This window comes from Candidatus Pantoea soli, assembly GCF_007833795.1.
Lineage (GTDB): Bacteria > Pseudomonadota > Gammaproteobacteria > Enterobacterales > Enterobacteriaceae > Pantoea > Pantoea soli.
On the sequence record NZ_CP032704.1, the window covers coordinates 205,934 to 221,856 of the forward strand.

13 protein-coding genes are annotated in these 15,923 nt (G+C 52.0%); 5 read left to right on the forward strand and 8 right to left on the reverse strand.

Annotated features, from left to right (window positions below; genetic code table 11):
- Positions 1-592 precede the first annotated feature (592 nt).
- The 5 genes from D8B20_RS20970 (at position 593) to D8B20_RS20990 (ending at position 7,279) form a co-directional block, all read left to right on the forward strand.
- Positions 593-1,729 (forward strand): efflux RND transporter periplasmic adaptor subunit, encoded by a 1,137-nt coding sequence (locus D8B20_RS20970; protein ID WP_145891957.1) that lies wholly within the window; start codon positions 593-595, stop codon positions 1,727-1,729.
- Positions 1,726-4,809 (forward strand): efflux RND transporter permease subunit, encoded by a 3,084-nt coding sequence (locus tag D8B20_RS20975; protein ID WP_145891958.1) that lies wholly within the window; start codon positions 1,726-1,728, stop codon positions 4,807-4,809. Before D8B20_RS20970 ends, D8B20_RS20975 begins: the two co-directional genes overlap by 4 nt.
- Positions 4,806-5,510, forward strand: coding sequence for a heavy metal response regulator transcription factor (locus D8B20_RS20980; RefSeq protein ID WP_145891960.1), 705 nt, complete (start codon positions 4,806-4,808; stop codon positions 5,508-5,510). Before D8B20_RS20975 ends, D8B20_RS20980 begins: the two co-directional genes overlap by 4 nt.
- The gene (locus D8B20_RS20985) at positions 5,494-6,885 is read left to right on the forward strand and encodes a heavy metal sensor histidine kinase (protein WP_145891962.1); all 1,392 of its coding nucleotides are present in this window, start codon (positions 5,494-5,496) and stop codon (positions 6,883-6,885) included. Before D8B20_RS20980 ends, D8B20_RS20985 begins: the two co-directional genes overlap by 17 nt.
- A 106-nt stretch (positions 6,886-6,991) precedes the next feature.
- Entirely contained in the window at positions 6,992-7,279 is a 288-nt protein-coding gene (locus D8B20_RS20990; RefSeq protein ID WP_145891964.1) for a hypothetical protein, read from the forward strand.
- A gap of 47 nt (positions 7,280-7,326) precedes the next feature.
- On the opposite strand, the gene D8B20_RS20995 is transcribed toward D8B20_RS20990, so the two are convergent.
- From D8B20_RS20995 to D8B20_RS21030, 8 genes are all read right to left on the reverse strand, one after another.
- Positions 7,327-8,046, reverse strand: a complete 720-nt coding sequence (locus tag D8B20_RS20995) for a phosphatase PAP2 family protein (RefSeq protein WP_145891966.1) — start codon at positions 8,044-8,046, stop codon at positions 7,327-7,329.
- Between the two features lie 19 nt (positions 8,047-8,065).
- On the reverse strand, positions 8,066-8,674 hold the full coding sequence (locus tag D8B20_RS21000; protein ID WP_145891968.1) for an undecaprenyl-diphosphatase: 609 nt from the start codon (positions 8,672-8,674) through the stop codon (positions 8,066-8,068).
- 20 nt (positions 8,675-8,694) lie between these two features.
- Positions 8,695-10,014 carry an ATP-binding protein gene (locus tag D8B20_RS21005; RefSeq protein ID WP_186454475.1) on the reverse strand — a complete coding sequence of 440 codons (1,320 nt, stop codon included), beginning with the start codon at positions 10,012-10,014 and terminating at the stop codon, positions 8,695-8,697.
- On the reverse strand, positions 10,011-10,679 hold the full coding sequence (locus D8B20_RS21010) for a response regulator (protein ID WP_145891972.1): 669 nt from the start codon (positions 10,677-10,679) through the stop codon (positions 10,011-10,013). The genes D8B20_RS21005 and D8B20_RS21010 overlap by 4 nt, the downstream gene beginning before the upstream one ends.
- Positions 10,679-11,302 carry a VTT domain-containing protein gene (locus D8B20_RS21015; protein WP_145891974.1) on the reverse strand — a complete coding sequence of 208 codons (624 nt, stop codon included), beginning with the start codon at positions 11,300-11,302 and terminating at the stop codon, positions 10,679-10,681. Before D8B20_RS21015 ends, D8B20_RS21010 begins: the two co-directional genes overlap by 1 nt.
- Positions 11,303-11,319: 17 nt before the next feature.
- Positions 11,320-12,090, reverse strand: coding sequence for a COG4705 family protein (locus D8B20_RS21020; protein ID WP_145891976.1), 771 nt, complete (start codon positions 12,088-12,090; stop codon positions 11,320-11,322).
- Between the two features lie 215 nt (positions 12,091-12,305).
- Positions 12,306-13,426, reverse strand: a protein-coding gene (locus tag D8B20_RS21025; RefSeq protein ID WP_145891978.1) for an IS3 family transposase whose coding sequence is annotated in 2 segments (ribosomal slippage) — positions 12,306-13,168 and positions 13,168-13,426 — 1,122 coding nt in all. Because the reading frame shifts where the segments join, the coding sequence is not laid out codon by codon here.
- 932 nt (positions 13,427-14,358) lie between these two features.
- A complete protein-coding gene (locus D8B20_RS21030; protein WP_145891980.1) occupies positions 14,359-15,387 on the reverse strand; it encodes a RepB family plasmid replication initiator protein in 1,029 nt (342 codons plus the stop codon).
- Between the last annotated feature and the right edge of the window lie 536 nt (positions 15,388-15,923).

Here is a 15,923-nt window from a genome sequence, read left to right on the forward strand (position 1 = left end):
TTCTTCTTATTTATAGCTTGTTGATTGTGACGAAATCAATTACTGAAACATTACAATACAGTCATTTACACCACTAATATGACTTGATTTTATTTTTAACAAATAACACTATGTAATCATTCAAATGGTCACTTCGAAACCATTAACCCATAATATATTATTACTAGTAACTCACTCCTGGACTTCATAAAAAATTTCCGCTTTATAAAATAACCGAACCAAGAATCAGTAATCCATCAGAGCTTTATCCCCCAGGAATCGAAGAGTCTCTTAACTGTTTATACACTCAAACCCCTTAAGGTTAAATTAACATTCATTCGCAATAATATTTAAATATCTTACTAGGATATTCTATATGAAGTCAATTTTCTCACGTCCAACCAACGAATATTTTTCTGTTGCACTGAGCCTGTTCGCCGTTGTGAGTTTCCTGATGCTCTGGTTCACGCGCTAATACGCCACGCTGTGGCGTTTTTTTACCGCTTGATGCAACGGTATTCCAGTAAATGACAAATTTGTCATCTGCCGCTTCCCCTTCTGTTCGGTGGCCTTCGATAAACTTGTGAAAAATAAAACCGTTAATTGAGGCACCATGACTCTTCAATCCAAACCCACGCTGCTGCTGATGGTCGGCTTGATCATCGGCGGCATCGGCTGGTATTTCTGGCCTAAACAGCAGGCCGATGCTGCCGTTAAATCCCCCGCTGCCCCCGTGCTGGTAAGTATGATCAGTGCCGCAGTCAAACTGCTGCCGATCACGCTCACCACTCAGGGCCACGTCGTTCCGTTGAACCAGGTTGATATTCAGGCACAGCTTACCGGCACGGTAAAAAGCGTGGATTTCCATGAAGGGGATTTCGTGAAAGCCGGGCAACTGCTCTTCACCCTGGATGATGCCAGTCAGCATGCGGCCTACGATCGTGCCGTGGCGGCGGCAGGTGAATCCAGAGCCTTGCTGGTGAAGGCGCAAAACGATCTGCAACGTGGTCGTCAGTTAAAGGCCAATAACTACATTTCATTGTCTGACTGGGATACCTTGCAAAGCAACCTGAAGCAGTATCAGGCCCAATACCAGGCAGCGCAGCAGGATGTGCAGACCGCACAGGTCAACCTTGGATACACCCGCATTACCGCACCAGTCAGCGGCAAAACGGGCGCGCTGAATGTGCACCCTGGCAGTCTGGTTCAACCGGGTAGCACCCTGCCGCTGGTGTCATTGATCCAGTTTGATCCGATTGGCGTGGCCTTTACACTGCCGGAGAACGACCTCAAACCGGTGCTGGCTGCTCAAGCGAAGGGGACGATAACGGTTTGGGTGGAGGATGCCAGCGGTAAACCGACCTCCGGCACGCTGGATTTTATTGATAACAGTGTCAGCACCACCAGCGGTACCATCACGCTTAAAGCGCATTTCAGTAATCAGCAGCATCTACTGTGGCCCGGCCTGTTCCAGAACGTCAAAGTGGATGCTGGTGTCACGCCAGACGCCGTGGTCCTGCCGCCACAGGCCGTACAAAATGGCCCAGACGGACACTTTGTTTACATCATCGACCCGCACCACCAGGCGCAAGCACAGGCCGTTACGTTGTTACGCGTGCAGCAATCCATGGCCGTGATCAGTGGACTTTCTCATGGTACCAAAGTGGTCAATGAAGGGGCCAATAATCTGCGCCCTGGCATGACGGTACAGATTGCCAGTAACATCGATAAGGCGGTAATGCAGCCATGACCTTCACTGAACGTTGTTTAGAACGGCCGATTGCCGTACTGCTGTTATGGGTCGCCGTGATGGTGGCGGGCGCGGTGTGCTGGCAGCATTTGCCGGTTGCGGCGCTGCCCACTTTTGATACGCCCACTATCAAAGTCAATGCGTCGCTTTCCGGTGCCAGCCCGGAAACCATGGCCTCCTCAGTGGCCACGCCGCTGGAAAAAAACCTCGCGACCATACCGGGGGTGGCGACCATGACATCGACCAACCTCGAAGGGGCGACCACCATCGTGCTGGAGTTCGATCCCTCGGTGAACATCGATTCGGCATCGGTCGATGTGCAGGCTGCACTCTATCAGTCACTTAAAAAACTGCCGTCGCAGATGACCACGCCACCCACCTTTCGCAAGGTCAATCCGGCGGATGCGCCGATAGCGCAGATCAGTCTGGATTCACCGTCCATGACGCTCTCCGATCTCAACCGCTATTCGGATGATCTGATCTCTCCATCGCTGTCGATGATCAAAGGGGTGGCGGAAGTCACGGTCATCGGGCAGAAACGTTATGCAGTGCGGGTGGAGGTGGATCCGGTAAAACTCGCCGCCACCAACATGACGCTGGAAGAGCTGCATACGGCGCTGAAGGCCGCCAACGACAACTCACCGGTGGGTGAACTGGATGGCAAACGCCAGATGATGATGCTGCAAAACCGTGGCGATCTGCGCAATGCCAGCGACTTCAGTCAGGTGGTGGTCGCCACGCGCAATGGTCAGCCGGTCAGGCTGGCCGATATCGCCAGCGTGCAGGACAGCATTGAAAACACCCTGAGCCACAGTGCGGTCAATAACCACACCGCGATTGTGCTGAGCATTACCCGCCAGCCTGGCGCAAATCTGGTGGCGACACTGGATACCATCAAACAGCTGTTGCCAAAGTTACAGCAGCAAATGCCAGCTTCCGTGCACATGCAGTTGCTCAATGATCGGTCAATTTCGGTCCGCAACGCCATTCACGATGTCAATCTCACCCTGTTGCTGACCATTGCGTTGGTGATCATGGTGATTCTGCTGTTCTTGCGCCACGTGCGTGCCACCGTGATCCCCGCCTTGAGCGTACCGATTTCACTGCTGGGATCTTTTGGCCTGATGTACGCCTTTGGCCTGAGCCTCGACAACATTTCCCTGATGGGCCTGACCATCGCCGTTGGGCTGGTGGTGGATGACGCGATCGTGGTGCTGGAAAATATCATGCGCTACATCGAGCAGGGAGAGGATCCTAAGCACGCCGCATTAAAAGGCGTGCGTGAAGTTGGATTCACGGTGATCTCCATCTCGCTCTCGCTGGTCGCCGTGTTTATCCCGATCTTCTTTATGCCCGGCACCATGGGGCTGCTGTTCCACGAATTCGCCTGGGTGGTGTCGTTAGCCATTCTGGTCTCCGCCGCGGCATCATTGACCATTATTCCGCTGTTAGTGCCGATGCTGATGCGTCACGATCCCCATCACGATAAACCTGAACCGGCGTGGAGCCGCGTGTTCGAGCAGGCTTTTGAACGCCTTCGCCAGTGCTATGCACGCGGTCTGGAGTGGGCGGTTGATCACCGTGCCGTCACGCTGTCGGTGGCCGCCCTGACGGTTGCACTGACCGCCTGGCTGTATATCAGCGCGCCCAAAGGGTTCTTCCCGCAAGAGGATATTGGCCAGGTCACGGCGAATATCGATACGCCACAGGATATGTCTTACGACGCCCGTAAAGACGTGGCGTTCCAACTCGGCAACACGCTGTTGAAAGACGGGGCCGTCGCGACACTCGTCACTAAAGTCGATCACGATACCACGCAGTTGAATATCACCCTTAAAGATGCCAGCCAGCGTCCAGCAATGACGCAGGTGTTGCAGCAGATGCGCGCAGAAACACACTATTTGCCGGGTATTCAGGTGTTCTTTAGTCCAGTGCAGAACTTTAAGGTGGGGGGCCGTGCGGCAAAAAGTAGCTACCAGTACACGCTGCAATCGGTGAGCAGCAGCAGTGGGTTGAGCCTGAACGACTACGCTAATCAACTGATGGCAGAGATGAACAAAAGCGGTGTGTTTGTTGGCGTGAACAGCGATGCCCAGCTCAACGGATTGCAGGCGCAGCTCACTATTGACCGCAATAAAGCTTCGTTGCTGGGTGTCGATCTCGACCAGATCCGCAGCAATCTGTACGCCGCCTTTGGCACCTTGCAGGCCTCTACCATCTATGCGCCAGAGGACAGCTATGAAGTGATCCTCGAAGTCCAACAGCCATTCCGGCAGAACGAAAGCGATCTGTCGCAAATCTACGTGCGCTCATCTGCGGGCGATCTGCTGCCATTGTCCACCTTCACGCATATCAGCCGCGTGCAGGGCGTCACGGCCGTCAATCACCAGGGGCAATTACCCGCCATCACCCTCTCTTTTGACCTTGCACCCGGTAAATCACTGTCTGATGCCACGCAGGCGATCAGCCAAGCGGAGAGCGCCATCCATCTCCCTGCCACGGTCTTTGGCCAATATGCCGGACAAGCTGCACTTTACCAGCAGTCGCAGAGCAGTCAGGTCTGGTTGATCGTGCTGGCACTGGCGGTGATCTATGTGATTCTCGGCATGCTGTATGAGAGCTGGATTCACCCCGTTACCATTCTGCTCGGTTTACCCTCCGCTGCGGTGGGTGCCTTGCTGGCGTTAAGGCTAATGGGATTGGATCTGACCTTCATCGCCATGATTGGCATCCTGCTACTAATCGGCATCGTGAAAAAGAACGCCATCATGATGATTGATTTCGCCTTATCAGCACAGCGCGAACAGGGGCTGAGTGCGCATGACGCGATTACCCAAGCCTGCCTCCAGCGTTTCCGTCCGATCATGATGACCACCCTGTGCGCCGTTATGGGTGCGCTTCCCATTGCCTGTGGCTGGGGCGCGGGTGCTGAACTACGCCAGCCGATGGGCGTGGCAGTCGTCGGTGGGCTGGTGTTCTCGCAATTCATTACCTTGTTTATTACGCCGGTGCTTTACCTGTTGTTTGACCGTACTGGCGCACGTCTGGACACCCTCACCCATGCGACGGAGGAATCATGAGACTGTTATTGGTAGAAGATCAGCAAATGGCGGCAGATTACATTGCCAAAGGGCTGCGCGAGAATGACTTTGTCGTGGATGTCGCCGCTAACGGTATCGATGGTTTGCACCTGCTGCTGACGCACGATTACGACCTGGCGATCCTGGATGTGATGTTGCCGGGGATTAATGGCTGGAAGCTGCTGGAGATGGCGCGACAGGCCGACCGCGCCACACCGGTGATGTTTCTGACTGCCCGTGACGATGTGGAAGACCGGGTCAAAGGGCTGGAATTGGGTGCAGAAGATTATCTGATTAAACCTTTTTCATTTAGCGAGCTGCTGGCACGCGCACGGGTGATTCTGCGTCGCCAGACGCCCAGCGCTGTCATGAGCAGTGACGAATCGCAGTTGCAGATTGGCGGCTTGGTGTTGGATGTGGTGAAACACAAAGTCTCCCGTGAAGGGAATCGCATCGAGCTGACACAAAAGGAGTTTTTATTGCTCAGCCTGTTGATGCGACGCAGCGGCGAAGTGCTGTCTCGTACCGTGATAGCGGAACAAGTGTGGGACATGAATTTCGATCCCGAAACCAACGTCATTGACGTGGCGATCCGCCGTTTACGCGGCAAAATTGACGATAATTACCCCGTCAAGCTGCTGCATACCATTCGCGGTGCCGGCTATGTATTAGAAGAGAAAGAGCATGCTGATACCCCGTAACGTCCCAATAACCGTTCGTCTCACGCTGTTCTTTTCACTGGCGATGGCCATTGTGCTGTATAGCGTGTCGGGTTTGCTGTATCAGGCGCTGCGCGACCAGTTGAACAGTAAAGATGTCAATGAGTTGCGGAGCACATTGCAGTTCCAGAAAGAGATTGCCAGTACCATCAGTGAGCGACAAGGACCGCAGGAACAGTGGCAAAAGGAGTTATTCGAGTTTATTGCCGAGCAGGATCGGCTCTCGCTGCGCATCATCAGTCCTGACGGGAAAGTCTGGTCACAGTCGCAAAACATGCGCGTGCCACAAGACGTTTACCCTGCCCCAACCGCTGATTTTAACTACCTTGGCTGGAAGCATCATGATGGCGAGTCACATGAAAAGTATTTGATTACTGCCACTACGTTTACCCTGAAAGATCAGGAGTTGTGGACGGTGCAAGCGGCACTGAATGTTTCGCGTAACAATGAGATCATCGAGAATTATTGGGCACGTATGCAAATTGCCGCTGCACTGGCAATTCTGTTGTTTGCCGCTTGTGGATATGGATTAGCGCGCAGAGGATTGCGTCCGTTAAGGGTGATCAGTCGTCAAATCGAAACGATTAACGTTGAAGAGTTACACACGCGCCTGGCAACAGAACGCTGGCCATCAGAGTTAGTGGTGTTAGCCTCCTCTTTCGACAGTATGCTGACGCGGCTGGAAGCGTCTTTTGCCCAACTGACCCGCTTTTCTTCCGACCTCGCGCATGAGTTGCGCGCACCGATTAATAATCTGATTTCCGCAGCCAGCGTGACCTTAAACCAGCCGCGCAGCTCAGCAGACTATCAGGAGACGCTGGAAGCGATTGTTGAGGAGGGTGAGCGCCTGTCGCGTACGGTCTCCTCAATGCTGTTTCTGGCGCGCGCTGATAACAGCCGCGAGCCTCTGAAAAAAGAGCGACTGAATAGCGCCAGTGAATTCTGCCGCCTGATTGGTTTTTACGACATCCTGGCTGAAGAGAAAAATATTACGTTAACGCATCAGGGTGAGGCGTTATTTCTGGCCGATCCCCTGCATTTTCAGCGCGCCATGGCTAATCTGCTCTCTAACGCGCTGCATTATACCCCTGCTGGCGGGAAAATTAGTCTGCGTGTCATAAGAGAAAATAGCTGGCTTCATTTTAGCGTCGAAGATAATGGTGAAGGTATTTCGCCTGAGCATATTCCCTTTTTATTCGATCGTTTTTATCGTGTTGATGCTTCACGTACCAGCACGGAAAATACCGGCTTAGGTTTAGCGATTGTGAAAACCATCGCAGAGTTACACGGTGGAAAAGTCGCTGTAATCAGCACGCCAGGTAAAGGCAGTACGTTTACCCTTTCCCTTCCACAATAATATTTCCCTGTCAAAATTGTCATCTTCGGGTTTGTGTCTGGTCACCGTCACAGTGAGAAAATAGGACTGTCAACACAACAGTCCTTTTACCCACGAGGTGAAATATATGAAACAGAAATTAGTGATGATGCTGGTAGCCGCCGTTTCTCTGCTGGCCGTCACGCAGGTAGAAGCCAATATCGGTGTGGAACGTACGGCGAATACGTGGCTATTAACGCCTGCCAGTTGGCATCCTGGCACACCCAATAAGCTGTACGAGAATTATCCCTTCGATTTAGGAGAGAAAAAAATCAATATGGGTGACGAGGATCAACCTCGCCACTTTGATAATGATAACAACCTGCATCCGCTGACCGATAAATCGGTACATTCACCGGTCTATCAGCAGCAATAATAGGATGCGATAACGGCCACCCCAGCATGCATTAGCTGGGGTGGCTTTCATACCGCCCGCGGACGCAGCCACCACCACAACGCGGGCAAACTCAAATAGAGCGCAATCATAATTGAGGTAAAAAGGTCGCCGGGCCAGTGCATACCCAGCGCCAAACGGCTGACGATCACACCACACGCCCACAGCACAATGACACTCGCCAGTAACCATCTCTTCCGAGCCATCAACAGCGCCGCAGCCAGCAATCCCCAGGTCGCGGCGAACACGGTATGCCCGGAAGGGAATGCTGAATCAACCTGCTGAAGCCAGTATTGTTTTTGCCAGTCAGGGATCTGCCGGTTATTCGCCAGATGCTGGGTAATGAGCTGCTGCCGCTGGGCAGCATCAACCTGAAAAAAATGACGATCTATTTCACTGTCCGTTTGGCTGAGCCACACGACAAAAGGGCGCGGCTCCTGGTTGGTTTTCTTGATTTCACTCACCGCCAGTTGGCCGACGATTACCGGCAACAGCACGACTAACGTAAATTTAAGCCACTCTCCCTTGCGAATGTTTAACGCGTACATCAGCACGAAGAGCAATATCCCGGACGTGATGATGCCAAAGGGTCTACTCACCGTCTGCGTCAGCAAATAGAACCAGATTAATAACGATGATTGATCGTTGGCATTCCAACGCCAGTGTACTCCCCATGCAAACAGTGGAATAGTAAAAAATAACGCACAGCAGATCGCCAGCACAATATAGGGATTGCGTAAAAATCGCATGAGTATTATCACCAGTAAATTAATGCTTCACGAGGATCAGCTTTAAACGACCTAATACAAAAACATTCAGATCGCAGAGTCTGTTAAACAGCGGCGTCAGCAAGTATTCAGATTGCTTCACTGCCCATGCGCAGAACAAGGCCACCAGCGCAGAGCCCAACATATCCGCAGGGAAATGCACGCCCATATAAATTCGGCCCCAGGCAATAAAAAGACTGACACATAACAACACCACGCCAGAAATTAGCCGTTGACTCAGCAATAAACTAAACGTAATCGCACATGCCAACGTCATATGGTCACTCGGGAACGAAGCATCTGCAACGTGAGCAATAAAAGTGTGGCCGATGGGCACCATAAAAGGGCGCGGATGCGGGAAAAAATCCCCTATCAGCACATTAATACTCAATGCGATGAATGACGTCACCAACGCTAATAACGCGACCTGCTGTTTTTTCCGGTTAAAACTAAACCAATAGATCAACAACGCCAGCGGATAAATCAATATGAGCCAGGTCGCACAGACATTGCCGAAATGAAGCATTGCTGACGAAGTCTGTGCTGGCGCATTAAGCAGTAGAAAAACCCTATCATTAATATTTTCCGCGCTCTCGGACGTCAGAAACATACCTATCTCCTTGTAGATAATTAAACCGTTGGCAGGCAAACCCGCACCTGTAATCCTGAGGAAAAACGTGTCGCTGCAGATAACGTCACCTCGCCCTGCATCCGCATCAACATCGCACTGACAATCGATAACCCTAAACCTGAGCCATTAGCGTCACTGCCCTCTATGCGATAAAAAGCATCAAACACGCGTTGGTGTTTATCCGTGGGAATACCCGGGCCGGAATCTTCAACGGTGATCAGCACCCGACTGGCGTGCCGTTCAATGGCAACATCAATGCCTCCGCCGCTCGGCGTGTACTGAATGGCGTTGTGCAGCAGATTACGCAGCACGGTATAAAGATCGGCGGGACGCGCCATTACCTCTGCGTCACTGGCGTTCAGCACCCCCAAGTCCAGCTTTTTCTCTTCAGCTAAGGGGTGCAGATCCGAAATCACCTGCTTGACCACCGTAAACACCGAGGTGCGCTCAATGGCTGGCAGCGCTACCGCTTCCCCACTTTGCGCCCGGCTCAGTGTCAGCAACTGTTCAACCAACCAGGTTGCGCGTTCCATTCCGGCGCGTAGCGCGCGTAAACGCTGTTGACTCTCCTGCGGCAGTTCGCTGCCGCCCAGTCGCTCTGCCTGCAACATCAAGGCCGTCAATGGGGATCGCAGTTCGTGGGCCGCGTCAGCAACAAAACGTCGCTGTAGCGCAAGCGAATCTGAAGATCGTTGTAACAGGCGGTTGATGGCTTTTATAAAAGGTCGGATTTCACGCGGAATGCTGGCGCTATCCAGTGACACCAGCGCGCTGTCACGCTGTTGGTCAACCTCTGCCGCCAGTTGGCGGATCGGCCGGAATATCTTCTTCACCAAATCGGCCACCAGATACAACAGCACCGGAAAGAGGATGCCAAACGGCACCAGGGTGCGCAGCGCAGATGACAGCGCCACACTTTCACGCACCGAGGCAAGCTGCGCCACGGCCACCTGTACACCACCGGGCATGTCCTCAATCAGCACGCGATAGCTTCGCTGATGAATATTCAGGGTGTGAAAACCCGGTTCTGGACGGGCTGGCAGCGGAAAGTCAGCTGAGGGTGCCGCAGCAGGAAGAGTAAAGTGCACCAGAATGCGTGAAGCGGCTTCATCCTGAAGGGGTGGGCTGATGAAGTTGCTGCTGCGTGGCGTCAACATCCCCTCTTTCGCGAGGCTGGCGATCTGCTGCAGCGACGAATCCTGCAACTCATGCGCTTCATCCCAGGCCGAAAGAAAACCCAGCACGCCGCTCAGGAGCGCAATACTGCCCACCGCTACACACAACACCAGTGAAAGCCGCAACTGCACTGACTCACTCAAGCGCCTTTTGAGACTTTCCATCCCACGCCTCGCACATTTTGGATCGCATCACTGCCGAGTTTCTTACGTAGCGAGTGGATGAAATACTCAATCGCGTTGCTCTCAATTTCCTCGCCCCAGCCGTAGATTTTGCTTTCCAACTCGCCGCGGGAAAATATCTGGCCTGGCTGCGCCAACAGCGCCTGTAGTAGCGCGTATTCACGGCCTGACAAGGTATGGGCTTCATCACGGGCAAGATGGCAGACCTGCCGGGTTGCGGGATCGAGCGACAGCATGCCGTTGCTCATCAGCGGCGAGGCATTCCCCGCTTTACGGCGCATCACCGCCCGGGCACGCGCCAACAGCTCACTCATGGCGAAGGGTTTAAGGACGTAATCATCCGCACCCGCATCGAGCCCCTTCAAGCGATCCTCCAGTGCATCGCGGGCGGTGACGATCAGCAGAGGTACCTGATTTCCTTGCTGGCGCAGTTGCCTGAGCACTTCCACCCCGTCTCGACGCGGTAAGCCCAGATCGAGCAACACCAAATCGTAGCTATGAGTTGCAAGGCTCTGCAGCGCCTGCTCACCGTCACGCACCCAATCAGCTGCATAGGCCGCATCTTTCAACGCGGCGTACACCGCGTCTCCGATCATGCGGTCATCCTCCACCAGCAGCACTCTCATCACTCTTCCTGCTGTGCGGGGCGGAACACCGCTGTCAGCACCGGCAACAGCGAAACGCCGATGATGCCCAACGCCAGCCACTCACGGTGATCGCGCACCCAAGCCAGATCACCGAGCAAATAACCCAGTGCAATAAAACTGCCGCACCAGGTCAACGCGCCGGTGAAGTTCCACAGTAAAAATGTCTTGCGAGGCATGGCAGAAAGGCCAGCAATGAAAGGGGCGAGAGTACGAACAATGGGTACGAAGCGACCAATAAATACGGTGGCTGCGCCGTACTTGCGAAAGAAGGTCTCAGTTTTTTCACGATGCTGCGTTTTCAGCCACTGTCGTCGGAGAATAAAGCGCCCAACGGCACCTTTACCCACATGGTAATTAAGCGTGTCCCCAACAAAAGCCGCAGCGGTAAGCAGCGCAACGATCAAGATGGGAGAAAGTGTTGTTGTCGGTAAAAAGGCGCCCAGAGTAAAGAGCAGCGAATCTCCCGGTAAAAACGGGACGATCACCAACCCGGTTTCACACAAAATAACCAACGCGACTATTGCCACTACCCATAAAGGATCGGCATTCACCAATGCAATCAGGTGGCTGCCAGAGAGATAATCCATCAGATGTTGAAGCATGCTTTCATTCCAGGTTTTTAAAGTTTGGACATCTGGCGCGATGAGTGGCCATAGACCGTAGATGCGCCGATTAATATCGCCATCGCCAGCAGGAAAATAATATTGACGGGCGTGGTGCCATAGCCCAACCCGCCCTCTTTAATCGGTTGGGAAAACAGATCGGCGAGGGAAGCGCCAAGCGGGCGCGTCAGGACATACACGGTCCAGAAGCAGGTGACGCTGCTGAGTTTGCCAACGCGCCAGAGCACGGAGCTCGCAGCAATTAACACGGCGAACAGCAGGGTTGTGGTGACATAGCCCAGAGACAATCTCTCTGCCAACGCATCACCCAGTGCCGTACCGAATGCGAAGGTAATCATAATGGCAAGCCAGTAATAGAGTTCCCGGCCTTTGGTATTGATTGAAGAGAAGGCCAGCGTGCCTTCGGTGCGATGCCAAAACATCAGCACCATCACCAGGCCCGAACCAAACATTGCCACCGAATAGAGCAACGGCACCTGAAGCTGATCGGTTAAAAAATCGGTCAGTAACGTTCCGCTAATGCTCACCATTAACACCGTCAGCCAGTACAACCATGGGATATAGCGTGTCGCTCGCACCTGAAATAGCAGCACCAGCAAAAACAGCAATGCAGAAATAAGGCAGGTGCCCGTCAGGCCAAATCCCAGTCCAAAATTAATCCAGTCAGCCCCAGTTTCACCTACCGTGGTTGACATCATTTTTAGCACCCAAAACAACAAGGTGGCCTGTGGCACTTTGGTTTTTAATTTGGTAAAGGTGTCAGTCATGGTCGGTTTCCCGGTCAACCTATTTCACGCATGATGACCGCGAAAACTTAAATCATCCTTAAAAGTGAAAAACAGTTTCTGTACCAGTACAGTCTTGTCATCTGAAAGGCGCTTCGCTTCTGATAATTATTCAATCGCAGTGTAAGTATAATTATCTGTTCCGGGAACGTCTTAAGCTGCATCAACTGACCTGCCCCCAGGATTAAATACAAAACTCAGTTAGTAATGTCGGATCCTTCACTCTCAGAATTACCCTTTCTCCAGCTCGCTGCAAATTCAGACGGCGTCTGATAATTCAGCGTGGAGTGCGGACGACATTCGTTATAATCCTGACGCCATTCGCTGATGGTTTTCCTGGCATGACTGACGTCGCTGAACCAGTGTTCATTCAGGCATTCATCGCGAAAGCGTCCGTTAAAACTCTCAATAAATCCGTTCTGTGTCGGCTTGCCGGGCTGGATAAGTCGCAGCTCCACTCCATGCTCAAAGGCCCACTGATCGAGCGCGCGGCAGGTAAACTCCGGGCCCTGATCGGTTCTTATCGTAGCCGGATAGCCGCGAAACAGCGCAATGCTGTCCAGAATACGCGTGACCTGCACGCCTGAAATCCCGAAGGCAACAGTGACCGTCAGGCATTCCTTTGTGAAGTCATCGACGCAGGTAAGACACTTGATCCTGCGACCAGTAGCCAGCGCATCCATGACGAAATCCATCGACCAGGTCATGTTGGGCGCCGCCGGGCGGAGCAGCGGCAGACGTTCTGTTACAAGCCCTTTACGACGACGTCTGCGTTTAACGCCCAGTCCGTTCAGATGATAAAGGCGGTACACGCGCTTGTGATTAACCAGAAGCCCTTCACGGCGCAGTAACTGCCATATGCGGCGGTAGCCAAAACGCCTGCGCTCCAGTGCCAGTTCAGTAATGCGCCCTGATAAACGGGCATCAGCCGCCGGACGCTGAGCGTCATAGCGGCAGGTCGACAGGGACAAACCTGTGAGTCTGCAGGCACGACGTTGCGACAGACCGGTCGCATCACACATCAACACCACGACTTCGCGCTTCTGGTCTGTCGTCAGTACTTTCGCCCGAGAGCCACCTGAAGCGCCTCCTTATCCAGCATGGCCTCGGCGAGCAGCTTCTTGAGTCTGGCGTTCTCTTCCTCGAGTGACTTCAGGCGCTTAACCTCAGGCACCTCCATGCCGCCATACTTCTTACGCCAGGTATAAAACGTGGCGTCGGAAATAGCGTGCTTACGGCAGAGTTCCCGGGCAGAAACGCCGGATTCAGCCTCGCGGAGAATACTGATGAACTGTTCGTCGGAAAAACGCTTCTTCATGGGGATGTCCTCATGTGGCTTATGAAGACATAACTAACATCGCGGTGTATTAATCAACGGGGAGCAGGTCATATCCTCTCATTACCGTCAGCTTCCTGAGCACTGCTAACAAGGTGAACTGTCGAGCTGAACGGTTGTTCTGGCTTTTGATACTGTTTCAGTCAATAAGCCTGGCGGGAGCGCAGCAGCAATGTTCATGACGTTAGCCGGAAAAAAACCTTGGCTTCAGGAATGATCCTGCATGAATAGTTCCTCATGACGAGGTCTCTTTTAAAGTGCCGACTCATTAAGCAAGATACCAACTCCTGTTTTTATCGCTTCACACCAGAAATTCCTTCCTGCTGAAAACCATAAAAAGCCTCGCAAAAGACCTTACGTCCGTGTGCTGCTATGGGGTGTTTAACGTGTGCTTTTACTCTCTATAGCTTATATAAGCTGCAGAGAGTGACTATTCTGGCAGGATCATAAGCTATAGTGAGTAAACATAAGCTATAGGGAGTGATGTGAGTTCTGCTATTTCATAGCGGTGAAGCCGGAAAGGCATATAAACCATTAAAAATCAGCAGGATAAGATCAGATAAGAAAGACTCTGACTTGTTAGTCATAAGCTGTAGTGAGTAATCAGCTACTCGCCATTACTGCATAAGCTGTAGTGAGTGGAATAAGCGGTAATTTGCGTTCTTTATAAACTGTAGTGAGTAAGAATCTTCAGAGGGAGAGGTTATATAAACTATAGTGAGCGACCTCGGCTCCTCAGCGCATAGATATAAGCTATAAGGAGTAAAACGCGCCCTTTGTGCCACAGACCTAAGCTGTAGTGAGTGGTTTTTTCTAAAACCAATAAAATTCAGAGAGTTACTATAAGACTGTACTTACAGCCTCATTAATTCTTTGCTCTCCTGATAAGAGAACCACTCATCACAGCTTATGTGTCACTGAGACTTAAAAATCTTCTCCAGATCCTGAAGTGAAATACCGAGCTTATCCAGAAGTTCAATCTTTTCCTGCAGTTGCGGATCGAGTGGCTCTTTTGTTTTCGTTGTTGCCTTCGGTGCTTCCAGCTGCTCCGTCTTGGGCGCTCTGAGCTTTGGATAACGATTATGCACCTGGAAGTAGACGCTGCGTCCCTTCTGAACTTCGCTATAGTCCAGATAACCAATCTCTTTGAGCTGCTCCATCGCACGGCGCACTGTCTGGTTCTGCGAAAACACAGGAGAACGCAGATTCAGCCTTTCGCGAAGGCGCGCCAGGGAGATAGGGGCCGGGTTCTTGGGAAGGCTTTCGATGTAGGTATAGAGCGCCTGAGCGGACTCACGGCGTTTAAGCGCGTTGATCGCCTTAAGCTGCAGTAACACCTTGTGATCAAACTCGTAGAGCTCGAAAAGCTTCGGGTCAGCCTGCAGGATAACAATGTCCTTTTTGGTATCGTAAAAAGCAGACTGGACCAGATGCGTGATGTATTCTTTTGCGTCGTCGCCGCTTTTTGAAGAGAAAGAGATGGTAGTGCTGGCAATACGCTTCAAAGACGGGCTGATACGCTCTCTGAGCTGCTTTGAGGAGCGACTTGAGGGAATGCCGCAGAGCTTGGCAAACTCTACAAATGAGAGCTGTACCTTGTCGCCAATGACCTTGTCTTTGTGCTTTGCAAAGGAATGGATGATCCCGACCCAGGTCTTGAAATCATTATCCATATCCAGGCGCGGGCCGACTATCTCAACCTTTTCATAACCTTCCGCTTTCGCAAGTGACAGACGCGTCAACTCCTCGGTCGCATCGGTTGTTGAAGAGGTGTTTTTCTTGCTGTTTTTTAACGACTTAAGCGTAGGGACAAATACGCCCAGGCGCATCAGTGCCACCGGCTGCACGGTATTATTGGCATTCGGCGTCAGGGTTACGATTTCCCCGGATTTCGTGTCTTTTTCTTCAAAAAGCTTTGTTAAGTCAAGATTGTCGCTGGCCACAAGCGTTCCTGCACACGTTTCAGAGGATCGTTGAGCATGATCAACCGATCCGGATTGTGAATTGTTAGATAACAACTCGCCAATGATCGAAGTAACCCTCTGACAGGCAATCAGATTAGTTATCCACAATCAAAACGGGAAATGAGCGATAAACTCACTATAGCTTATGTGTTTTCCTAATTACAGCTTATATTTTACTTTCTATAGCTTATTGTGATCTCTGTATAGCTTATATTTTACTTGTTATAGCTTATGCGGACCCCTCTTCAGGCCAGAGCTGGTGCGGCCTGCGGCGATCGGGGATCTCTTTGGGATCTATAAAGGATCTCATTAGGATCAATTTATTGGGATCTATCGCGTGGATAAGTGGATAACTCTAAGGGCTTTTTGCTTAACAGGTATACCCGCGCCATCATCAACGGGTCATTTACAGCCGATCTCTGCTGCAGATAAACCGTCGCTGTAGACCACTCTTTATCAGCCTGCATTTATGTACTGGTAAAAGCCTTGAGGTGCTATGGGGTATCACCCTCACT

Coding starts and splice junctions, on each gene's coding strand:
- D8B20_RS20990 (WP_145891964.1), top strand. CDS start 6,992: ATGAAACAGAAATTAGTGATGATGCTGGTAGCCGCCGTTTCTCTGCTG.
- D8B20_RS20975 (WP_145891958.1), top strand. CDS start 1,726: ATGACCTTCACTGAACGTTGTTTAGAACGGCCGATTGCCGTACTGCTG.
- D8B20_RS20980 (WP_145891960.1), top strand. CDS start 4,806: ATGAGACTGTTATTGGTAGAAGATCAGCAAATGGCGGCAGATTACATT.
- D8B20_RS20995 (WP_145891966.1), bottom strand. CDS start 8,046: ATGCGATTTTTACGCAATCCCTATATTGTGCTGGCGATCTGCTGTGCG.
- D8B20_RS21020 (WP_145891976.1), bottom strand. CDS start 12,090: ATGACTGACACCTTTACCAAATTAAAAACCAAAGTGCCACAGGCCACC.
- D8B20_RS20985 (WP_145891962.1), top strand. CDS start 5,494: ATGCTGATACCCCGTAACGTCCCAATAACCGTTCGTCTCACGCTGTTC.
- D8B20_RS21015 (WP_145891974.1), bottom strand. CDS start 11,302: ATGCTTCAACATCTGATGGATTATCTCTCTGGCAGCCACCTGATTGCA.
- D8B20_RS21010 (WP_145891972.1), bottom strand. CDS start 10,679: ATGAGAGTGCTGCTGGTGGAGGATGACCGCATGATCGGAGACGCGGTG.
- D8B20_RS20970 (WP_145891957.1), top strand. CDS start 593: ATGACTCTTCAATCCAAACCCACGCTGCTGCTGATGGTCGGCTTGATC.
- D8B20_RS21000 (WP_145891968.1), bottom strand. CDS start 8,674: ATGTTTCTGACGTCCGAGAGCGCGGAAAATATTAATGATAGGGTTTTT.